Source organism: Shewanella putrefaciens, from assembly GCF_016406325.1.
Classification (GTDB): Bacteria; Pseudomonadota; Gammaproteobacteria; order Enterobacterales; family Shewanellaceae; genus Shewanella; species Shewanella putrefaciens.
This window is the reverse complement of sequence record NZ_CP066370.1, coordinates 2,946,385-2,967,853: the sequence shown is the minus strand read 5'-3', so window position 1 is coordinate 2,967,853 and position 21,469 is coordinate 2,946,385. Positions and strand designations below refer to the sequence as shown.

At 41.1% G+C, this 21,469-nt stretch carries 17 protein-coding genes; 11 read left to right on the top strand and 6 right to left on the bottom strand.

Annotated elements, in window-relative coordinates; genetic code table 11:
- Positions 1 to 750: 750 nt before the first annotated feature.
- The 4 genes from JEZ96_RS13245 to JEZ96_RS19535 all read left to right on the top strand — a co-directional run bounded on the left by JEZ96_RS13245 (position 751) and on the right by JEZ96_RS19535 (position 4,049).
- On the top strand, positions 751 to 2,307 hold the full coding sequence (locus JEZ96_RS13245; RefSeq protein WP_011788715.1) for a cytochrome ubiquinol oxidase subunit I: 1,557 nt from the start codon (positions 751 to 753) through the stop codon (positions 2,305 to 2,307).
- Between the two features lie 15 nt (positions 2,308 to 2,322).
- Positions 2,323 to 3,462 (top strand): cytochrome d ubiquinol oxidase subunit II, encoded by a 1,140-nt coding sequence (gene cydB, locus JEZ96_RS13240; RefSeq protein ID WP_011788716.1) that lies wholly within the window; start codon positions 2,323 to 2,325, stop codon positions 3,460 to 3,462.
- A gap of 29 nt (positions 3,463 to 3,491) precedes the next feature.
- Positions 3,492 to 3,608 carry a cytochrome bd-I oxidase subunit CydX gene (gene cydX / locus JEZ96_RS13235; protein ID WP_011788717.1) on the top strand — a complete coding sequence of 39 codons (117 nt, stop codon included), beginning with the start codon at positions 3,492 to 3,494 and terminating at the stop codon, positions 3,606 to 3,608.
- Positions 3,609 to 3,863: 255 nt separating this feature from the next.
- Positions 3,864 to 4,049, top strand: a complete 186-nt coding sequence (locus JEZ96_RS19535) for a hypothetical protein (RefSeq protein WP_233058881.1) — start codon at positions 3,864 to 3,866, stop codon at positions 4,047 to 4,049.
- A gap of 66 nt (positions 4,050 to 4,115) precedes the next feature.
- On the opposite strand, the gene JEZ96_RS13230 is transcribed toward JEZ96_RS19535, so the two are convergent.
- The 3 genes from JEZ96_RS13230 to JEZ96_RS13220 form a co-directional block, all read right to left on the bottom strand.
- Positions 4,116 to 6,119 carry a methyl-accepting chemotaxis protein gene (locus JEZ96_RS13230; protein ID WP_011788719.1) on the bottom strand — a complete coding sequence of 668 codons (2,004 nt, stop codon included), beginning with the start codon at positions 6,117 to 6,119 and terminating at the stop codon, positions 4,116 to 4,118.
- A 225-nt stretch (positions 6,120 to 6,344) separates the two neighbouring features.
- The gene (locus tag JEZ96_RS13225) at positions 6,345 to 9,422 is read right to left on the bottom strand and encodes an efflux RND transporter permease subunit (protein WP_128090278.1); all 3,078 of its coding nucleotides are present in this window, start codon (positions 9,420 to 9,422) and stop codon (positions 6,345 to 6,347) included.
- Positions 9,422 to 10,534: an efflux RND transporter periplasmic adaptor subunit gene (locus tag JEZ96_RS13220; RefSeq protein ID WP_014610996.1), complete on the bottom strand. Its 1,113-nt coding sequence runs from the start codon at positions 10,532 to 10,534 to the stop codon at positions 9,422 to 9,424. The genes JEZ96_RS13225 and JEZ96_RS13220 overlap by 1 nt, the downstream gene beginning before the upstream one ends.
- Before the next feature lie 138 nt (positions 10,535 to 10,672).
- Between JEZ96_RS13220 and JEZ96_RS13215 the strand changes: the two genes are divergently transcribed.
- Both JEZ96_RS13215 and JEZ96_RS13210 read left to right on the top strand, forming a co-directional pair.
- Positions 10,673 to 11,302 carry a TetR/AcrR family transcriptional regulator gene (locus JEZ96_RS13215; RefSeq protein ID WP_025008389.1) on the top strand — a complete coding sequence of 210 codons (630 nt, stop codon included), beginning with the start codon at positions 10,673 to 10,675 and terminating at the stop codon, positions 11,300 to 11,302.
- A 117-nt stretch (positions 11,303 to 11,419) separates the two neighbouring features.
- On the top strand, positions 11,420 to 12,364 hold the full coding sequence (locus JEZ96_RS13210) for a DUF6268 family outer membrane beta-barrel protein (RefSeq protein WP_128090279.1): 945 nt from the start codon (positions 11,420 to 11,422) through the stop codon (positions 12,362 to 12,364).
- A gap of 18 nt (positions 12,365 to 12,382) precedes the next feature.
- Here JEZ96_RS13210 and JEZ96_RS13205 read toward each other — a convergent pair whose 3' ends face one another.
- From JEZ96_RS13205 to JEZ96_RS13195, 3 genes are all read right to left on the bottom strand, one after another.
- A complete protein-coding gene (locus tag JEZ96_RS13205) occupies positions 12,383 to 12,943 on the bottom strand; it encodes a chalcone isomerase family protein (RefSeq protein ID WP_025008390.1) in 561 nt (186 codons plus the stop codon).
- Between the two features lie 38 nt (positions 12,944 to 12,981).
- Positions 12,982 to 13,461, bottom strand: coding sequence for a DUF2947 domain-containing protein (locus JEZ96_RS13200; RefSeq protein ID WP_128090280.1), 480 nt, complete (start codon positions 13,459 to 13,461; stop codon positions 12,982 to 12,984).
- Between the two features lie 116 nt (positions 13,462 to 13,577).
- Complete coding sequence (locus JEZ96_RS13195) at positions 13,578 to 16,043, bottom strand: 6-hydroxymethylpterin diphosphokinase MptE-like protein (RefSeq protein ID WP_025008392.1); 2,466 nt, start codon at positions 16,041 to 16,043, stop codon at positions 13,578 to 13,580.
- 380 nt (positions 16,044 to 16,423) lie between these two features.
- Between JEZ96_RS13195 and pseB the strand changes: the two genes are divergently transcribed.
- The 5 genes from pseB to pseI are packed head-to-tail and all read left to right on the top strand — an operon-like array spanning position 16,424 to position 21,430.
- Positions 16,424 to 17,419 carry a UDP-N-acetylglucosamine 4,6-dehydratase (inverting) gene (gene pseB / locus JEZ96_RS13190; RefSeq protein ID WP_061783051.1) on the top strand — a complete coding sequence of 332 codons (996 nt, stop codon included), beginning with the start codon at positions 16,424 to 16,426 and terminating at the stop codon, positions 17,417 to 17,419.
- The gene (gene pseC, locus JEZ96_RS13185) at positions 17,416 to 18,564 is read left to right on the top strand and encodes a UDP-4-amino-4,6-dideoxy-N-acetyl-beta-L-altrosamine transaminase (RefSeq protein WP_011788728.1); all 1,149 of its coding nucleotides are present in this window, start codon (positions 17,416 to 17,418) and stop codon (positions 18,562 to 18,564) included. The genes pseB and pseC overlap by 4 nt, the downstream gene beginning before the upstream one ends.
- Positions 18,561 to 19,265 (top strand): pseudaminic acid cytidylyltransferase, encoded by a 705-nt coding sequence (pseF, locus tag JEZ96_RS13180; protein ID WP_011788729.1) that lies wholly within the window; start codon positions 18,561 to 18,563, stop codon positions 19,263 to 19,265. The genes pseC and pseF overlap by 4 nt, the downstream gene beginning before the upstream one ends.
- Positions 19,262 to 20,377: a UDP-2,4-diacetamido-2,4,6-trideoxy-beta-L-altropyranose hydrolase gene (pseG, locus tag JEZ96_RS13175; RefSeq protein WP_011788730.1), complete on the top strand. Its 1,116-nt coding sequence runs from the start codon at positions 19,262 to 19,264 to the stop codon at positions 20,375 to 20,377. The genes pseF and pseG overlap by 4 nt, the downstream gene beginning before the upstream one ends.
- 3 nt (positions 20,378 to 20,380) lie before the next feature.
- Complete coding sequence (pseI, locus tag JEZ96_RS13170; RefSeq protein ID WP_011788731.1) at positions 20,381 to 21,430, top strand: pseudaminic acid synthase; 1,050 nt, start codon at positions 20,381 to 20,383, stop codon at positions 21,428 to 21,430.
- Positions 21,431 to 21,469: the final 39 nt, after the last annotated feature.

Genomic DNA, 21,469 nt, shown 5'->3' with positions numbered 1-21,469 from the left:
GACGCTTCACCAGAACGATAAAACTGCCGTCTTAGCACTGGACACATATTAAGCAATGAATAAAATCTTATCAAACGAGAAAAAATACAAATAATCATTAGAAAAATTAATCTTAAATTTTTTTAATGATTCAGATTTTAATTTTTAACTTTTCATATGCATATGATTTATATTTTATTTTTTATTGATTATCTATATGTTTGATTTGTTAAGTAATAGTATATTTGTTGTTTTTTGTATACCTATTGTTGATTTGTGGCGTTTGGTTTTGATTTTCATATGAAAGCGATAAAAATGTCACTTTACATTTAATAATTTACGCTATCTACACCTTTTTTGTTGATTTGTCAATTACCGTGAGTGGGGAAGTGTGTGCCTTGCCGCAAAACCCATCTAAACCCCTGAGTTTGATTGATTTGAATCAAAAGCAGGTGGTATAAAATACTCACAAATGAAAACGAGTAAATATCCTAACTATCTGATATTTATATCGATGGGATCATTTGATTGGTTAGGTTGTGAGGCATTAGTCTCAATGCTATGTGATAGTGTGACGCTTGTCCCAATATGTGATGGAAATTGATACTTTTAGCCCTTGCTGCTTCGATGTAATGCAAAAGATTAATTTTAACGGTTTATACTGTCGCCAGATATAAACACAAAATGAAACTCACTATCCTACAAAGGCACTTGCTATAAACAATTCGGATTTCGTTGTAGCAATTGGACGCACCACGTAAGGAGTTACCGATGATTGTTGAAGAGGTTGTTGAGCTATCGCGGTTGCAGTTTGCGCTGACAGCCATGTATCACTTCCTATTTGTTCCTTTAACTTTAGGGTTAGCATTTTTGCTGGCTATCATGGAATCACTCTATGTGATGACTGATAAACAAATTTATAAAGATATGACTAAGTTCTGGGGTAAGTTATTTGGTATTAACTTTGCCTTGGGTGTTTCAACGGGCTTGGCGATGGAGTTCCAGTTTGGTACTAACTGGTCTTATTATTCGCATTATGTTGGTGACATCTTTGGTGCACCACTTGCCATTGAAGGTTTAATGGCCTTCTTCCTTGAATCTACCTTCGTAGGTATGTTCTTCTTCGGTTGGGATCGTTTCACTAAGCGCCAACATTTAGCTGTGACTTGGTTAGTTGCCTTTGGTTCTAACTTATCAGCGCTATGGATTTTGGTTGCTAATGGTTGGATGCAAAATCCAGTGGGCAGCGTATTCAATTACGAAACCATGCGTATGGAAATGACCAGTTTTGCTGAAGTGGTCTTTAACCCCGTTGCACAGGTGAAATTTGTTCACACTGTGGCTTCTGGTTATGTGACGGGTGCTATGTTTGTGTTAGCGATCAGTGCTTACTACATTCTTAAAAAACGTGACTTACCTTTTGCCCGCCGTTCGTTTGCGATTGCGGCAAGTTTTGGTATGGCATCGATCCTGTCTGTTATCGTTTTAGGTGATGAATCAGGCTATAAAGTGGGTGAAGCTCAGCGCGTTAAGTTAGCTGCGATTGAAGCTGAATGGCACACAGAGCCTGCACCAGCAGCCTTTACTGCTATAGGTTTCCCTAATCAAGAAACGATGGAAACTGATTTTGCAGTCAAGATCCCTTATGCAATGGGCATTGTTGCGACTCGTTCATTGGATGAGGAAGTAACAGGTATTCATGACTTGATTGCTGAGCACGAAGTGCGCATTCGTAACGGTATGAAAGCCTATGAGATGTTGGTGAAATTGCGTGCAGGTGAAGAAACCCCTGAACTACGTGCTGCTTTTGAAACGGCTAAAGTGGACTTAGGATACGGTTTCTTACTCAAACGCTATACCGATAACATTGTCGATGCGACTGAAGAACAAATTAAAGCGGCTGCTAAGGATTCTATCCCAAGTGTTGCGCCTATGTTCTGGAGTTTCCGTATCATGGTGGGATTAGGTTTTGTCATGCTGTTTGTGTTTGCAGCGGCATTCTGGCAAAGCACTCGTCATCAAATTGAAGAGAAAAAATGGGTGCTTAAGGCTGCGCTTTATAGCTTACCATTACCTTGGATCGCCATTGAATGCGGTTGGTTTGTGGCTGAATACGGTCGTCAACCTTGGACAATTTCTGAAGTCTTGCCAACCTTTATGTCTGCGTCGAGTTTAACGACGGGTGATTTATGGTTCAGTATCCTCTCTATCACACTTTTCTACACAATCTTGTTAGTGATTGAGATGTTCCTGATGTTTAAGTTTGCCCGCCTTGGTCCGAGCAGTTTAAAAACTGGTCGTTATCATTTCGAGAAACTAGAAGCCTAAGCAGAGGATTTCATTATGTTTGATTATGAAATATTAAGAGTAATCTGGTGGGCTCTGATCGGCGTACTGTTCATCGGATTTGCGGTTACTGACGGTTTTGATATGGGTGTCGGTGCGTTACTACCAATTATAGGTAAAGACGATACCGAGCGCCGTATTATGGTCAATACGATTGCCCCCCATTGGGATGGTAACCAAGTATGGCTAATCACCGCTGGTGGTGCGTTATTTGCCGCTTGGCCAACAGTGTATGCAGTGTCTTTCTCTGGCTTCTATGTGGCTATGATGTTAGTGCTGTTTGCCCTATACATGCGTCCTGTGGGATTTGACTATCGTTCAAAAATCGAGGATCCAAAATGGCGTAAGTCATGGGATTGGGCTCTATTTGCGGGTGGTTTTATTCCTCCACTGATCATTGGTGTTGCCTTTGGTAACTTATTGCAAGGTGTTCCATTTAACTTTGATGAGTTCCTGCGTGCAAAATACCACGGCGGTTTATTTGGCTTACTAAACCCATTTGGTTTACTGGCAGGTCTTGTAAGCGTGAGCATGTTTATGATGCAAGGCGCTTCATGGTTACAAATGAAGACCGATGGTGAACTGCGTGTTCGAGCGGCGAAAGCAACTCAATTCTTTGCGTTATTAGTGGCAGTGTTGTTTGCTGCTGCTGGTGTGTGGTTAGCCAATGGTATTGACGGTTATGTTGTGACCTCGGCACTTGATCACAATGCGGTATCGAATCCAACGATGAAAACAGTAGCGGTTGAGGCTGGAGCATGGTTAGCAAACTATGACAAATACCCCATCACTATGCTGTTCCCTATCTTAGGTGTGGTATTACCCCTGTTGGTGATTTTGGTTAGCCGCTTTAACCGTTCTGGTTTTGCATTCCTATTCAGTTCACTGACTGTGGCTATGGTGATTTTGACTTGTGGTGCGGCTATGTTCCCATTTGTCATGCCATCATCATTAGATCCTAATGTGAGTTTGACTATGTGGGATGCTACGGCCAGTGAGAAGACCTTAGGTGTAATGACAGGTGCAGCCGCGATTTTTGTGCCTATCGTATTAAGTTACACTGTCTGGACTTACTTCAAAATGTTTGGCCGTATTGGCCGTAAACATATTGAAGATAACAAAGCCTCACTCTATTAATGTTTACGAAGAATTAAGGAGCATCTGCTATGTGGTATTTTACGTGGATATTAGGGGTTTTGTTGGCCTGTTCTTTCGGGATTATCAATGCCCTGTGGCTTGAGAATACAGAGAACATGGACAGATCGGCAGAAGATGCCGAGTAACGTCTAATTCAATCTAAAAAACCTCGCAAGCGCGAGGTTTTTTATTGGGTTTTATTAAGGTACATATCCTCGCTTGGGGCTAATACCAATCACATTAAATATCTAATCAGTTCAGAGCCTCACAGGCATCTCAATCCAAGGCGCATTGACGCTGAAATGGTCATTCCCTTTTAAGTCAATGCAACACCGGAGTGGGGTGCCTGTGTGGCTCCCGAAGGGCGGGTTTCAACGCGCTTTATACTGCGTTGAAGGCTTTTGACAGAGCACCACTATGCCTTCAAGCCTTCGCCTTGTCTAAAGCGCGTTGAACTCCCGCTGAATGAACAGATATTTAATACGATTGGTATAATATTCACGGCCAATGGAGTCACGGTAGTCAGATCAAAAGGTTTAAGTGAACGCTTAAGAGGCGTGGTTGCAGTGATTGAGTGTATTGGTTAAGTCAACGCAATAAAAATGCCACCCAATGTGGATGGCATTTGATAAACAACTCATTCATTAGTCAAATTAGGCTTTAAATTGGCTTATTTGACGTTTTAATGCCGCAGCGAGGGAAGATAATTCATCGGCAGAATGCACTGTCTCAGTAGCACGGTGTTCTCCTTCATTAGCAAGCTCGCTGATTTGATGCAGATTATGAGTAATCTCTTGGGCAACGCTGCTTTGTTGCTCTGTCGCGGAGGCAATATTACGTGAACTAATGGCAAGCTCACCAATTCTGCGGGTGATTTCTTTAAGCTGTTCGCCAGTGATTTCCCCTTGTGTTGCCGAAGTTGTACCAAGTTGATGACTTTGTGCCATTTGTTCAGTTGCATTTTTCACTTGGGTTTGCAGTTTTTCGATGGTTTGGCTTATCTCCAGAATTGAAGATTGCGTGCGCTGGGCTAATGTACGAACTTCATCAGCAACCACAGCAAAACCACGGCCTTGTTCACCCGCTCGGGCAGCCTCAATAGCAGCATTAAGGGCCAGCAGATTTGTTTGTTCAGCAATACTGTTAATGACCTCTGTCACCTTACTGATAGCCTCGCTTTCTTGGCTAACCTTTTCAATAGATTGGTGACTATTACTGAGTTGTTGGCTTAGTTTGAGCAAGTCTTGTACAACCTTTGTCTGTTGGTTGTAGCCTTCTTTAGCTGCTGAATCGACTTGCAAACTCTGCTCTGCACCGTCTTGGGCATGATTGGCAACATCACGGATTGAGGTTGACATTTCTTCAATTGCCGTAGCAATTTGATCTGTTTGTAGCATCAATGCTTGGGCTTCTTCACCATTTTGCTTAGCGATGCTTTGCGCTTTTGATGCCTGTTGTTCTAGACTTTCGACAGAATCTTGCAGGGCAATAATGAGTTGTTTTAATTCGGAAGACATGACCGATACGCTGGTGGTGATCTTGTCCACTTCGTTTTGGCTTCGAGGCTCTGATGGCCTTAAGTTTTGACTGAAATCGCCGCGGCCTAAGGTTTCCATATGATCTTGTAAAGCATGTAATGGTTTGAGTGTCCGAATGAGGACCAGTGACAACAATGCCGTGATCAGTGCAATCCCTGTGATGGCGACAATGGCATTGATAATTAATAAATCGATGCTTTCCTCATTCAGTTCGTTTGCTTTTACTTGGCCAAGAAGTACCCAATTCCAGCCCGCCACTGTTTGACTATAGGCAAACATACGTTCGTTACGTGTATTTGAGTAATTCCATTCTGATTTGTCTTGCAGTGCTTGCTCCAGAGAAAGACCATCAAGAATTGCTTCATTTACTTTTTCACCCTCATTATATTTAGGATGTGAAACCAGAGTGGTATCAGTTTTGCGCATTAATAAAAAGTGACCACTTTCCTCCAAAGTTAAGTTTTTGACCGCTTTCTGTAATTGCAGTAGGGAGCTGGTTATATCAAAACCTATATATAAAATACCAATGACTTGTCCTTTGGGATCGATTATTGGTCGGTAGATTGTCATGTAGTCTTTGCCAAAGAGTTTGGCATAACCTTCGTATTCTTTACCGCTGATAAGCGGTAGGTAACCAGGATGAGTTCTATCTAAAGAAGTCCCTACTGCACGGGCGCCATCGGCTTTTTTAAGGGAAGTTGCAATACGAACAAAATCATCGCCATCACGGACAAAGACTGTTGCATTGCCGCCCGTAATTTTTGCGAATCGGTCAACTTTACTCATCGAAGCGTTTACTTGCTCTTTTTCGTGTAATAGCGCAGGGGTACTGATCCCTAAGATATTGATGCGCTTATCTGGTTTAGTAAATTGTCCGGGGTACATTTCTTTAAAGACGTCGGCATTACGCCTAGCAAGTTGCAAGATGCTGTCATATTGCAACTCTAACATATCTGATACCGCGTGCATTTCGGCCTTCATTGCGCTTATGCCTTTATCTTCCAGTACATTTGATGCGGCTTTGTAGGCTAATGTGCTTAGTATGCTAAAAATGATAAGCGTGAGGAAAAAAGCGAGGGCGCCAATTTGTTTCGCGATAGGCCAGTTTTTATAGTTCATGCTGCGATCCTATAGGTAAAGGTGGCGCTAATGTAACTCAAGTTTGGCTCAATAGTCTTGATTTGAGTCTAATATTTCTCTTTGTTATAGAGAGTTTGGCAAGTTATTTCCAGTTTAAATAATAAGAGTTAACCCTATATTTTGTAATATAAAAATATTCATCAAATCCTGATTGAATTAATCTACCTATTAATGGGTAAATAAAGTCATATCAAAACGATAGTGTTAATGCTCCTGCGCGTTGGCGTATCTATCAGTTTTCAGTTGTCGAGTATTCATTAGAAGTAAATACATTGTGGGTACCCAGACGAGTGATAGCAAGGTTGTTAGGAGTGTGCCACCTGCAATCGCAATAGCGAAGGGGGGCCAAAATCCACCACCTGCAATAATTAAGGGAATAAATCCACCTACCGTGGTAACCGTTGTTGAACCTATATGACGACCACAGCTACTCACCGTAGTGATAATGACATCTTTATCTCCAAGCCTTGCCGCTGGTATCTCTTCGAGCTCAGCCAAGATCACTATGGCAGCGTTTATTGCGAGTCCCATTAGCCCCAATAAACCAATAATGACAGGGAAACCAAAGGGATAGCCAAAAACAAACACGGCTAATAAGCCTAAACCAGCCGATTGCATAGCGCTTAGTAGAATAATGGCGGTGAGCCTAAAAGAGTTAAATGACAGCACTACGGTTGCTAATAGCAAGGTCACTACTAACATAACACTCGATAGTAAATTGCCTACAGCCTCATTGCGTTTTGCACTTTCACCACCAATTTCAATGCGATAACCTGAAGGTAAGGTGAGTTGTGCTATTTTATCTTTGACATCATTGAGCACTTGAGCGGGCAAAACACCGCTGACGATATAGGCTTCAATCGTATTTACCCTTTGGCCATTACGCCTTGGAATGGCTCCGCGGCTAACGTGTATCTCACTATGGGAGAGTGCTGAAAGCGATACCGTCTCTCCAGAGGGAGAAACTAATTGAATTTCTGATAGGCGATTGACTTGCTCGCGATTTTCATCGCTCAAGCGAACTCTTATTGGCAAGGATTCTGTTTGCTCGAGTATGCTTCCACCAATGACACCTGTGGTTGACATTTGAATTTGCTTTGCAATCTCCGTTAGGCTTAAGCCACTCATTAAGCTCGCATCTTCATTCACTTCTAACCATACCTTTGGTGCGCCAGCACTTAAGGTTGCACGGGTATGAAGTACATCAGGGGTCTTTGAGAGGATAAGGCGAATTTCATCTCCAATGGCTCGTAACGTATCAAGATTAGAGCCGAAGATCATCAGTTCCACTGGCGCATTGAAAGGTGGGCCTTGCTCTAATTTTCGGACTAAGACCTGCACCTCTGGAAAAGCGGAGTCCAATTGTTGCTGTAACTCAGGGATCAAGGCGTTAGCACGCTTAAAATCGATCACTTTCACCATGGCCTGTGCATAATTGGCCGCACCTTGCTGGCGCTGAGTTAAGTTATAGTAAAAGGAGGGACTATTACCCCCAACAACCCAATCTACTTGGGTAATGCCATTAATACTTCGTAATGTATTATCGATTAATTGTACTTGATTGAGTGTATTTTCAAGGCTGACATGAGGAGCAAGGTAAATCTCAATCTGGAACATATCTCTGTCTGATGGGGGAAAAAATTGCTCCGTCATTTTACTTGAAGCAAAGAAGCCCAGTGCTGGAATAACGCCTATTGCAATGGCACTTATTATGGGTCTGTTAAGTGCAAATCGTAAGCTAGCTTGGAAATAATGACTCAAGAGGGGCATACGGATCCCATGTTGGTACCAAGCATCATGTTTACCATCGATACTGAAGCGTCCCGCTAAGCCTGCAATTAAGGTATGGGAAATAAGGTATGAACCCAGCAATGCAAATATCACTGACATGGCAATACCGCCTACAAACTCACCCGCAGCTCCTGGCATTAAGACAATAGGGGCAAAGGCTAATATAGTGGTAATAGTCGAGCCAGCTAATGGCAGCCACAGATGATGCAAGGTTTGACTGACCGCCGCTAGCCGGCTCATTCCCTGTTGGCGGCGCTGGGCTATGGCATCGACTATCACAATGGCGTTATCCACCATGATCCCAAGGGCTACGACCAGACCTGTCACTGACATTTGGTGTATAGGGAGGTTGATATATTTCATACAAGCTAATGTAAATAGCGCTGTTAAGGGTAAAGATATCGCTACAATAATGGCATTTCTTACACCAAGGGTGAGTAGCAGCACTAATAAAATGATAATAAACCCTTGAAGTAGGTTGATGACAAGATCACCAAGGCGCACGCTGGTGTAACTATTTTGCTCGAATAACCATTGTATGGTGATATTTGCTGGTACATCGCGGCTGAGTTCGTCGACCACTTTATTAACTTGAGCTTGCCAAAGATCAACTCGAGTATTATCGAGCATCCGTACTGCAACTAATACGCTTTGCTTACCATCAACTAACGCTATGCTGTCGGCTGGTGTTTGAGATTGGCGAGTTACAGTCGCAATATCCCCAAGGCGAATAATTTGCCCTTGAGTGTCAATTTTTAGTGGTACTTGGCGAATACGGGTTTGTGAGTCAAGTTCACCCGATACTTCAACCAAGGCGCGAAATGTAGTGTTATTAATTTCTCCAGCGGAAATTTTACTATCAGCATTAGTTAATATTTGGGCAATTGTAGAGGGGGTGAGCTGTAACTGGCTCATTTGGCTACCGTTGAGCTGAACTAAAATTTCTTCGGTGGGTGCGCCGTAGAGTTTGACAAAATCCGTACCCGGTAAAAGCCGTAAGCGACTTTGCAGTTCCTTGGCGTAGCGGTTCAAGATGTCTGCTCGAATTGGGGTATCAGCATTCCATACTAAGCTTAAAATGGCAGTATAAGCATAACCAATCTGGTCATCTAAGGTGGGTGTTTGAATGCCATTGGGTAGATTGGCCTTTGCGTCGGCTAATAAATCACGCGCCCGTGACCATACGGGCGCCGTTTCCATCACGGTATCTTTTAGTTCTAATTGAATAACTGACACCCCTGGCCTTGAAGTCGATTGAATGAGCTTAATTTCCTCTAATCGTCTAAGCTGATTTTCTATTACTTCAGTGACTAAGGCTTCAACTCTTTCAGCAGAAGCGCCGGGATAGGAGGTGATCACGGAAGCAAAACGGTTGGTAATATGGGGATCTTCCGTACGGGGTAGACTCGATATCGCGCCTAAACCAGCAACGATAAGGAGAGCGATCACGAGACTGACTAAACGACCATTTTCGACAAAGGCTTTGATCATTATTGCCTCGTACCAGAAAGGATTACAGGGGATACGGCTTGACCCACAACTAATTTTTGTAGCCCTTGGCTAACATAGTGTTCATTTTCTTGTATTGCCCCTTGGATATAAGCCATATCTTGGGTCGTGTAGATAATTTCCACATCGCGGCGTTCAATCTTTGCTTCGGCCTTATCTGATGTGACTATGTAGATATTCCAGAGACCGCGAATACCATCGGTTAGTGCTGAAATCGGCACCCAATAACCCGCTTGAGTCATGTGTTGTTGTTGATGTAAATACACTATTTCACCATTAATAACGCTTGATTCTTTTGGTAGGCTAATGCGTAGCTGTAAGGTGCGGCTGATTGGATTGACCTCTGCACTAATACCCGCAATTGTGGCGGTAAAATGTTGACCTTTTACACTAACATTAACCTGTTTTCCGTGACTAAATTGATCCGCAATATCCACAGGAATACCAATGTACGCCTCTGGATTCATATGGCCCACTAAGGTAAATACAGGGCTTCCGGTGGATACCACTTCCCCTAGACTATGAAGACGTTGGCTTATCGAACCATCAAATGGCGCTAATAACTGTGATTTATCAAGTTTTAGTCGATTCGCGTGTTGAGAGGCCATCAGCCGCTGTTTAGCCGATTCTAAACTAACTAATTGACTACGATTTTCATCGAGTAATTGTTCTGACACATAACCTGACTTTTTAAGCTCAAGATTACGTTTTAGGGTACTCCTTGCAAGATCAACATCGGCTTGAGTTTGTGCAAGGCTTGCTTGTATCTCTTGGCGCTCAGCCTCGAGTAGGTGAGTATCTAATTTCGCAAGGACTTGGCCTTGTACGACCTTCGTTCCGCTATCGACATAGAGTTCGCTCAATTTACCTGATAGTTCAAATCCTATACCCGTAGTATTACCCGCACGTATTGTACCTGTGAATATTTGCTCACGTTGATAGCTCGATGTGAACACTAGCGGCATTGTGACCACTTTTTGTAATGAGGCTGAGTTGGCATGCTCTGTGACTTCTCTTTGGCAGGCACTTAATACCACTAAGGCAAATACGCTGATAGCACTAGCGCGCCAAAAGCGTCGGGCAGCTCGATTCATTTCAGTCCATCCATTGTGGGTTTTACGTTAACTCTATGTAACTAGACTTGTTAGTCTAGATGTGTAGAACTAGACTGTCTAGTCTATTTTGTGCTTAACTAATACATATTTATCGTGTCAATAAATGAGAGTGTTGATATGACTCAGTGTTCAGATATGCAATTACCTTTGAGCCGAAGTGAGCAAAAAAGGCAGCAAGTCCTTGTCGCAGCAATTGATTTATTTTGCCGCCAAGGTTTTCCTCACACCAGTATGGATGAGGTTGCTAAACTTGCAGGAGTCTCAAAACAAACCGTGTATTCCCATTACGGCAGTAAAGATGAATTATTTGTTGCAGCAATAGAATCTAAATGTGTAGGCCATAATCTGCATGATGACCTACTCAATGATCCAAGTCAGCCAGAAGCTGCCCTGACTCAATTTGCACTGCAGTTTGGCGAGATGATAGTGAGTCCGGAAGCTATCACCGTATTTAAAGCTTGTGTGGCTCAATCAGAGAGTCATCCTGAAGTCTCACGACTATTTTTTGAAGCAGGGCCACAGCATATTGTGGGCATATTGGCGGATTATTTACTGGCGGTCGAAGCACTGGGGAGGTATAAGTTTGGCAATGCCCATCAAAGTGCAGTGCGTCTGTGCTTGATGCTGTTTGGCGAGTTAAAACTTAGGCTAGAATTGGGGCTTGAGACTGAAGGACTCATGTTAGAGCGAGAGGAATATATTCACGGCTGTGCCGATATGTTTTTAAGGGCGTATCGTGTTGGCTGATGTTTTTCAATGTAATGTGTTTCAATTTGTTACATTATGCTCAGCATCTAAATTTTCTATTAGATAAAGCGTATTATTCGCCAAATTTATCTACGTTTTATATCCCAAGGGGGCAGTGTGGCAAATCTAAGTCATCTACAAAGAAGCTCGATTATTGCAGTATTTAAAAGAAGTTTGCTGCTCCTTCCTATGTTAACGAGTGTTGCTATAGGGGCGGAAGACACGGCTCCAGAGCGAAAACCGTTTAAATTAAGTATTGCCCAAGTCAGCACTCAAAGTGCAGAGGTGTCGGATAGCAATACCGAGCTACAACGGGATACTTTATTACTTAACGCAGGAGTAAATGTTCCTTTAAACAGACAGTGGTCAGTCGGTATTAATTTTGGATACGACAGGCTGGATTACGATTGGCGCAATATCAATTTGACAGGGGCAAACAATGTTTCATCATTGTTTGGGGCAGATGGACAGGCTTGGGATGATATCAATCGTTATCGTGCTGGTGTGTCTTTAACTTACCGTTTAGATGAGCATTGGGCATTTTTTTTAGCGCCGCAGCTCCAATATGCCTATGCAGATACCGCATCCTTTAACCATGCTCAGAGTTATGGTGTCGTGGCTTCTGCAATGTATGTGTTTGATTTTGGCAACATGATAGGTTTTGGGGTGGCTTATCTCAATGATATTGATGAAGTTCGCACCGTTCCATATCTTGCGATGCGATGGCAGATAAATGACAATTGGGCACTTGCTAATCCTTTTAAAGCCGGTTTTAGTGGTCCTGCAGGATTAGAGCTAAGTTATCAATTTAATTCCGATTGGAATATTGGATTTGGTAGTTCGAAGCGTACCGAAAGATTCTTAATCGAAGACGATGATACTGCAGTGGAAATTAACGAATGGGTGGGGTATGTCCGCGGTGGTTGGCAAGCTACGCCTGCAGTATCTGTTAATCTTTATGCTGGTTACTATTTTAATGGCGAGCTAGAAGTGACGCGTCAAGCTGCTGTTGATATGGATAACCAAGGCGCAGCCGCCTTGGATATTGAATTTAAATTTTAATTCCGTTTATTCATCTAGCTATTGGCCCAGCATTGCTGCTTTAAGGCTTTTCTGGGCGGGTTTATCACCAAGCCAGATTTTTAGTAATGCCTGACGGAACATTTCACCTTTGATGGTGGCTTGTTCCTGATCATTCTTATAGGCTGTCACGCCTTGCTCTTTGCTTGTCAGCAGTGTGAATTGGTCGCCTTCTTTTATGTCTTCATTAAACAATGCCATAAAAGTATCGATTTGTGCCTGAATATCCGTGGTGTTATCCGCCGTCGCCTGCTCAAAACCTTCTGTAATAGCTTCACGCATTTTATCTGAGGTGATCATGCTTGACGTAATATTGAGACGAATGGCTGCTACTGGCGCATCAATTACTGCGTTAGTTGTGGATAAAGGTGCTGGCACATAGAGGCTACCAACATATAAATCCATAAAAAACTTGCTACGAACACCGGCACCATTGAGTACTAAAGAAACATTTTCTAGCGTGATAGTGTCAGCCACTTGTACACCAGAGATTACTTTTGCCATTGAGATATTAGGTAAAAGTAATATGGTTAGTAAGGTAAAGGTAGAGAGTAACTTCATAATACACCTCTTATCATTTTGTTTTAATTATGGTTAGCTTAACCACGAATGCCGAGTTTATATTGACCATTTTGTTCGAACATAACCGCTTGTTTTTGTTTTGGTGATATAAGGATTGGGCCATCATCAAAAAATAAAAAACACTTCCAATTCCGCACAAAAACATCCCATCGAGTTTCTATAACTTGGTATTTTTCATAGCAAAAAAAGACTGGGGTCTCATCAGGCCATTGAATGAACTCGGCCAACATGACAGGTAAATCACTATCTTCACTATCCCAAGCGCCTTGCCAGTAGTCTGTTTTTGTCCAAGCATTGGCTTTGGCAGCCCAATCACCTTTAGTGAATTGTTCAGCACAACTACTTTTATTGCCGATCCATTGATTCCAGACATCCATCGCACTTTTATCCGTCAATGGTAGGATATAAGCCTTGTCTTCGTCGGTTACTGGTAAATCTTTGTGGTTGAAAATCCACTTACGGCGGTAGGTTTCTAAAGGTATATAGGTATAGGCCAAAAAAGTCTCCTAAATATGGTGAAAAGCCAATAATTTGAATGCTGTTGATTATACGGATTATAGGATATTTATGAAATGGCCGAACCCATGGCGTTGGGTTCGGGCCAATATTAGGGCTAAAGTGGTGGCGTCATTAATTGTGTGAGTTCAGTTAAATAGTGTTGTGCAACTTGATTCGTAGGATCAGCATTTACTGCATTAGAAAATGCGGTATGAGCTGGTTCTATCTGGTTAATTTCAACCATAAACAATCCAAGTTTGACCCATGTTTGTGTATCTGAAGGATACTTCTCTAGGTAGTCGAGGTAAATATTGATCGACTCTTGGACTTTCCCTTGTAGTTTCAAAATATACGCATACTGTGGCATATATTCATCACTATGAGCCAAAATTTTGACAAGTGTTGATGATGCAAGCTCTAAATCTCTTTGCTTTAATGCGAGTAAAATAATTTGTTTTAACTCCATCTCTGTATAGAGGTGTTCAGGCAGTGCCAATAGAACCTTTAAGGCTTGCTCAGGCTGTTGTTCTAGGTTTAACTTGAATGATAAAGCTAAATGATACAATCTGTTAGCTTCTGGATTAGTCTCAATTATCGACTTTAAATTATCGACAATAAGCGTGAGACCTTGATGATGTTGTGACTGGTTTAGTCGTATGATTTTGGTATAAACACGTTCCATAGAGGAGCCTGCTGTTAACTTGTCAACATAGGTTTGTCTAACCTCGGTAAGACTTTTTTGATATAGCTCATGAATCTCTAGCAATAATGATTGTTCATCTACACTAAATACTCGTGTTTTGTGCATATTTTGCCAAATAATGCCTCTACCCGGCTGACCTTCATTTTTCCACTTTGACGCTAAGTCTGATAATGGAGTATCGCCTAGTTCATTTAACCTAAATTGTATTTTATTACAGGCATTTTCAACTAAATTTAAGATATTCGAGCAGCTAGAGGATAGTGCATCATAGTATCTTTTCGTCATTTCATTTATATGCGATTGAGACCAGGTTTCAGTTTCTCGTGTCGTTAAAAAATGGGAGAACTCAAAATAACCATAAAATTTAGCTAGCTTTGCTAGTTCTGAATATTTTTTGTTTATTTTGTATTCTATTTTATTTATCTCATCAAGTACATTCGCTGATGATTTTGAATTTAATGTTAGGTTGGTAGACAACACTTGTGCTTTTTTTGATAATGAAAGCAGCTTGGTTAATTCATCTTTAGTTTTAATACATTTTTTTTGTATATATAATAGATCTTTTTTAATATCACTCGATGACCAATCAATATTATCTATTTTTTTTGAACCAAATATATCTAATGTGATCGCTTGTGGGGCAATGTGAGATATCCCTTGGATTTTAGCTGCGTTACTACATAAATTAAACATTTCAACTTGAGGATTGTTTTTTGCTTCTTGTTCGAGAGCTTCCATAGCATGTTTTAGCTGTATTAATGTTTCAGCTTGATAACCTGCATAGGTCTCAACCCATATAGTGTTATGACCTAATCTAGGCCCAAGACTCGCTTCAATAGTCCCACTTGCATGACTATAACCAGACTTTGAATAGCAAAAATCAACTCCACTAAGCAATATCTTGCTAAACCCCATTTCAATAGCTAGCCGCACTGAACTATTAGTAACCGTTGGCCCAACAGTGATAATGTTATCGTGATCTATATCACTTTCCCACGGTAAGCGTTGGCCCATATAAAGGGACTTTCCTGGCCATTGGGATAAAATTTTTGGGCTAACATGATATGAATTGACAAATAGTGTTTCATTAGTTAAATGAAACATACCACGACTGACATCGAAGCTGACCTCTTGTGGATCAACACTGACAACGATATCAGGAGTAATACCATAATTAACTAATCTTCCTGCAATTCGAGAGACTGAAAATATAAATAAATCTTTTTGATTTTCTTTAATCCAGTCAATGTTATCATCCAAAGATGGACCTCCGGCGATAACTATACTTGTTTTGCCATTAAATTTATTTCTCAATAATTTTGCTTGGCTATGGTTGTCTGGAATATTATTTAGTTGTGTTTGGATAAATATTTTCTGAGTGAAATTTATTTGATTTTCGAAGTGTTCACTTTGCAGTCTAGATTCAACAATATTTAATAAGATGTTGTAATCTTCAATGTGTTTAGCTGCTACTGCAAGTGATGAGTATATACTGTATTCTGTTTTTGCTATAAATAACTTTATATCTTCTAGTTTGAATATTTCATCAAATTGTGATTCATCGATAATGATAAGTTTTTTTTGTAACTCAGTTGGAATATCAATGACTAATAGTGGTAATACTGAAGATAACTCGACTATAACAAATTTACTACCATCAGGAATGCCTTCTTCTAATATGTAATTCGCTAATAACCCAGAATCCATACCAACAATGATATTAAGCCTGTCTTTTTGAGAAAAAGCCTTTTTAAACTTACCATCATAGATGGTTTTGGAGTCAAGTCCTTCAAAGGTAGAGCGATTTATGCTGGGTAAGTAGTACTCGTTGAAGCGACTTATTGCAAAGTTATTCAATATGTTGGTTTGTAGTTGCATATTTTCCTCGATTGGGGAACAACTTGAACGTAGACTTTAAGTGCCATAACGATAAATGCCACTTGATTGCAGTTTTTCGACAATGCAATTTATGTTCCAGCGCATTTTTGACGGTGTAGACGGTGTAAAGCCAAAGTGTTTAGGTTGAAAAAATTTTTTAAATGATGAGTTTGTTATGAGTGTAGCAATAAGTCTATAAAAAATATTTTATTTGTGCTTTTTTATAATACTATCACTTGTTTGTATGGTACTTTTGCTCTTGATTGTTTCAATATGAATTTATGGCGTGGATTTTGTATGGTATGGCGCTACATTGACAAATTGACTTATCGTTGTCACAAGTTGCGAATTGAAGATCTCAATAGTGGGCGGGAAACTCTATGTTTGATAACAAAACAATTTTGATTACCGGTGGCACTGGGTCATTTGGACAAAAATACACCAAAACCATTTTACAACGTTATAAACCGAAGCGGTTGATCATTTTTTCCCGTGATGAACTAAAGCAGTATGAGATGCAACAAATATTTAATGCCCCTTGTATGCGTTATTTTATTGGTGACGTGCGTGATGGTGAGAGACTAAAGCAGGCCTTCAAAGACGTAGACTTTGTGATCCATGCCGCTGCACTTAAGCAGGTTCCCGCTGCTGAATACAATCCCATGGAGTGTATAAAAACCAATATTCATGGAGCCGAAAATGTGATCCGGGCAGCCATCAGTAATAATGTTAAGAAGGTTATTGCTCTCTCAACTGACAAAGCTGCAAGCCCAATTAATTTATACGGTGCAACTAAACTGGCCTCCGACAAACTCTTTGTTGCCGCTAATAACGTAGTCGGTGATGGTAAAACCCGTTTTTCTGCAGTTCGTTATGGTAATGTTGTTGGCTCGCGAGGCTCGGTTGTGCCTTTCTTTAAACAACTGATCGCCAATGGGGCGACTTCGCTGCCCATTACGCATCCCGATATGACACGTTTTTGGATTACATTACAAGATGGTGTTGATTTTGTTTTGAAAAACTTTGCTCGAATGCAAGGTGGTGAAATTTTCGTGCCCAAAATTCCTTCTATTCGTATCACTGATCTTGCCGCAGCCTATGGGCCGAATTTGGAGCAACAGATTGTAGGTATTCGTCCGGGTGAGAAAATGCATGAGGTGATGTGCCCTGGAGATGACTCACACCATACCATTGAGTTTGCTGACCATTTTGTGATAACGCCAAGTATCAAGTTTTTTAGTCGTGAAAACGACTATACAAAAAACTTGTTGAATGAAAAGGGTCAAGCAGTTTCACAAGGATTTGAATACCACTCGGGTAACAATCCACATTTTTTAAGTATTGATGAAATACTAAAACTGGATTCAATATCATGATTCTTTATGGAAAACAGGATATAAATCAAGTTGATATTGATGCAGTTATTAATGTGCTGCAGTCTGGCTTCCTTACTCAGGGACCAAAAGTTACTGAATTTGAGCAAGCAATCTCTGAATATGTCGGTGCTAATTATAGTGTTGCAGTCAACAGTGCTACTTCGGCATTACATATCGCTTGTTTAGCCTTAGGTGTTGTGAGCAATGATTTGGTATGGACGACGCCCATTACCTTTGTTGCCTCGGCAAACTGTGCCCTTTATTGCGGTGCAGAGATTGATTTTGTTGATGTTGAACCTGCGACGGGAAATATGTCGTCTTCGGCCTTATCTGCAAAGTTGCTCTTGGCTAATGCAAATGGTCGGTTACCAAAAGTGATCATCGCTGTGCATATGGCGGGACATTCTTGCAATATGCAAGCTATTGCGCAGTTGGCTAAACAGTATGGCATTAAAGTGATTGAGGATGCCTCCCATGGCATTGGAGGATCTTACCAATCAAAAAAAATTGGAGCTTGCCAATATAGCGATATTACAATTTTTAGTTTTCATCCGGTAAAAATAATTACCACGGCTGAAGGCGGGGTTGCTACAACAAACAGTAAACCTATTGCTGACGCAATGGAAATGTATCGAAGCCATGGTATTACTAAAGATCCTGCCTTAATGGAAAGGCCGCAAGAGGGCGACTGGTATTATGAGCAGCACCATTTAGGTTTCAATTATCGGATGACGGATCTGCAAGCTGCTCTCGGAGTGTCTCAATTAACTCGGATAAACGAGTTTGTGGAAAAACGTAATATATTAGCTGCAATATATCGTAGTCAACTTACTGACTTACCTATCAATATTGTTGAACCAATAGAACAATCCTACAGTGCAAGGCATTTGTTTATCATTAGGTTATTACAACCTGATAAACGTAAAGCGATTTTTGACGCAATGCGTGCTCAAGGCATTCAAGTGCATGTGCATTATTTTCCTGTTCATCTTCAACCTTACTATCAGAAACTCGGGTTTAGTGTTGGACAATTTCCTGAGGCTGAGCGTTTCTATCGGTCGATACTGACGTTGCCTTTATATCCTAATCTTACTGCTGAGCAGATTGGTTATATCTGTGACAACTTAAGGGAATTGTTGATATGAGAGTGGCGATTATTCCCGCACGAGGAGGAAGCAAGCGTATTGCGCATAAAAATATTCGCAATTTTAATGGTAAGCCAATGATTTCGTATCCTATCACTGCTGCTATACGTAGTGGGTGCTTTGATAAAGTGATTGTATCGACAGACTCGATGGAAATTGCCACTATTGCTAAGTCTTTTGGTGCTGAAATTCCTTTTATGCGTCCGACAGAACTAGCTGATGATTTTGTAGGGACAACTCCTGTTGTACGTCATGCACTTAATGAGTTAGTTTCTTTAGGCCATATGGTGGATATTTGTTGTTGTATTTACGCAACGACTCCTTTACTTCAATACTCGTTTTTACGAGAGGCTGGTGAGTTACTAGAATCGACACCCAATCTTGATTATGTGTTCTCAGCTTGCCGTTTTTCATTCCCTATCCAAAGGGCTTTGCTGTTAGATGCTAATGGTGGAGTATTACCCTTTGATAACAAAAGTATTAGTCAACGATCGCAAGATTTAGTTGAGACATATCATGATGCTGGTCAGTTCTACTGGGGGAGAGCTAGTGCTTTTTTGAATGAGGAAACTCGAGTGTTTGGTGCTCGGTCTCGAATGAAACTCTTGCCCAATTATATGGTTGCAGATATTGATACCTTAGAGGATTGGGAACGCGCCGAGGTGTTATACGATGTATTGAAAAAGCAAGGAAAGTTATGAAATTGGCCATTCGTGTTGATGCTTCTATTAGAATCGGTATTGGCCATGTTACCCGTTGCTTAGCGTTCGCGAACGCGTTAAAGAAAACCTTCCTTAATCTGGATATTACCTTTCTTTGTCGAAATGCACTTGGCAATATGAATGCCCACATACGTGCACAAGGATACCGTGTTTGTGAGTTAGATATAAATGAGGTTGATTTGGCATTTACTGGTAGAGAACTACCTGTAAATTGTCAGCAGAATGAGGCTGATATCTGTATTAAACAACTTGAAAGTAATAAGTATCATCTACTCATTGTCGATCATTATGGGTTAAGTGAGTCTTTTTGCCGCAAGATGCGACTTAAATGCGAGCAAATCATGGTGATTGATGACTTAGCAAATCGTAAACACGATTGTGATTTACTGCTTGATCAAAATTTATTGCCTGAATTCAGTAATCGGTATCAGGATTTAGTCAACAAAGAGACTTTGTTATTGTTAGGCCCTAAATATGCCTTATTAAGGGATGAGTTTTATTTGGAATACCATCCTATTTTGTTCGAAAAAGTACCAAATATTTTAATTTTTTTTGGTGGAAGTGACTCCGCAAATGTCACTCGAACTGCGTTGTTGGGGCTGACTCGGGTTTTAAAACCAGAATTCAAAGCTCAAGATTTTAATATTGATGTTGTTCTGGGGGCCTCGAATCCCTGGAAAGAAAGTCTATTTGCGGAATTTGCAGATTGTCAGAACCTAAAGTGGCATGTGCACTGCGATTATATTGCAAAGTTGATGGTAAATGCGACCTTATCACTCGGCGCGGGCGGGAGTAGCCATTGGGAGCGTTGTATCACTGGAGTACCTTCAGTTGTTATCACAGTTGCCGATAACCAGATTGCAACAACCCAATACCTTGCTTCATTAGGAGCTTGTCTCTTTCTTGGGGACGTTAAGGATGTCACTTCTGAGGAGATTGCTCTAGCGGTTAACAGACTCTTAGAGTCATTAGAATTACGTCAACAATTATCGAATAATGCGCGACACATCATCAAGCCTAACGATGGTTTGCCCAGAGTTTTAGATGTCTTAAAAACACATTTGGCTACAACAGGTATGGGAGAAAGTTAAATCATGCAGGTAATCAAAGTTGACCATTGTCACATCGGTCCTGGCCAGCCAGTATTTGTCATTGCAGAATTATCAGGAAACCATGGGCAATCGCTTGAAAAGGCAAAAGAGATGATATTGGCCGCCGCTGAGGCTGGGGCGAGCGCTATTAAGCTACAAACATATACTCCTGATACTATTACCTTAAATGTTAGCCATGGTGAATTTTTTATTCAGGACCAAGACAACTTATGGAAAGGGAGAAGCCTTTACGATCTCTATAGTGAGGCGATGACACCTTGGGAATGGCATCAGCCATTATTTGATTACGCTAAGTCGTTAGGTTTAGTTGCGTTTAGTACGCCATTTGATTTAACGGCAGTGGAATACTTGGAAAAACTTAACGTACCTTGTTACAAAATAGCTTCATTTGAAAATAATGATCATGCTTTACTGGCGGCTGTCGCGAAGACTGGTAAACCTGTGATTATGTCTACGGGAATGGCTGAAATTCATGAGCTTGCTGAAGCTGTTACGGTATTAAAGCAACATGGATGTCGCGACTTGATTTTATTAAAGTGCACTAGCCATTATCCTGCTGAGCCAGTTGATGCCAATCTATCAACTATTCCTCATTTAGCACAACTATTTGATTGTCAAGTGGGTTTATCTGACCACACGCAAGGGATTGGCGTTTCAATTGCTTCTGTGATTCTTGGCGGTACCGTAATTGAAAAACATTTTGTTATCGATAGAAATGAAGGCGGTGTTGATAGTGAGTTTTCCCTTGAGCCGAGGGAGTTTAAGTCGCTCGTTATGGAAACCGAAAGAGCCCGTGTAGCCCTAGGACGAGTGCATTATGGATGTACAGCAAAGGAGATTGCATCAAGAAAATATCGGCGCTCTCTTTATGTTAGTCGGGATATGAGCGCTGGCGATATTTTGACGGTTGATAATCTTCGTTCAGTTCGTCCTGGTTTAGGCATTGCTCCAAAATATTTACATCAATTACTCGGTAAAGCCGTCAAACAGGATATTGCAGCAGGTACGGCTATGTGTTGGGAGTTTGTATAACACTATTGTGTGGCAAACTCGAAAACTCATACCGCATAG

Bases quoted from the DNA above. Each gene is read 5' to 3' on its own strand.
- JEZ96_RS13220 (WP_014610996.1), bottom strand. From the start codon at position 10,534: ATGAATCGAGCTGCCCGACGCTTTTGGCGCGCTAGTGCTATCAGCGTA.
- JEZ96_RS13225 (WP_128090278.1), bottom strand. From the start codon at position 9,422: ATGATCAAAGCCTTTGTCGAAAATGGTCGTTTAGTCAGTCTCGTGATC.
- JEZ96_RS13195 (WP_025008392.1), bottom strand. From the start codon at position 16,043: ATGCAACTACAAACCAACATATTGAATAACTTTGCAATAAGTCGCTTC.
- pseF (WP_011788729.1), top strand. From the start codon at position 18,561: ATGAGAGTGGCGATTATTCCCGCACGAGGAGGAAGCAAGCGTATTGCG.
- cydX (WP_011788717.1), top strand. From the start codon at position 3,492: ATGTGGTATTTTACGTGGATATTAGGGGTTTTGTTGGCCTGTTCTTTC.
- JEZ96_RS13215 (WP_025008389.1), top strand. From the start codon at position 10,673: ATGACTCAGTGTTCAGATATGCAATTACCTTTGAGCCGAAGTGAGCAA.
- pseB (WP_061783051.1), top strand. From the start codon at position 16,424: ATGTTTGATAACAAAACAATTTTGATTACCGGTGGCACTGGGTCATTT.
- JEZ96_RS13205 (WP_025008390.1), bottom strand. From the start codon at position 12,943: ATGAAGTTACTCTCTACCTTTACCTTACTAACCATATTACTTTTACCT.
- cydB (WP_011788716.1), top strand. From the start codon at position 2,323: ATGTTTGATTATGAAATATTAAGAGTAATCTGGTGGGCTCTGATCGGC.
- pseG (WP_011788730.1), top strand. From the start codon at position 19,262: ATGAAATTGGCCATTCGTGTTGATGCTTCTATTAGAATCGGTATTGGC.
- pseC (WP_011788728.1), top strand. From the start codon at position 17,416: ATGATTCTTTATGGAAAACAGGATATAAATCAAGTTGATATTGATGCA.
- pseI (WP_011788731.1), top strand. From the start codon at position 20,381: ATGCAGGTAATCAAAGTTGACCATTGTCACATCGGTCCTGGCCAGCCA.
- JEZ96_RS13230 (WP_011788719.1), bottom strand. From the start codon at position 6,119: ATGAACTATAAAAACTGGCCTATCGCGAAACAAATTGGCGCCCTCGCT.
- JEZ96_RS13245 (WP_011788715.1), top strand. From the start codon at position 751: ATGATTGTTGAAGAGGTTGTTGAGCTATCGCGGTTGCAGTTTGCGCTG.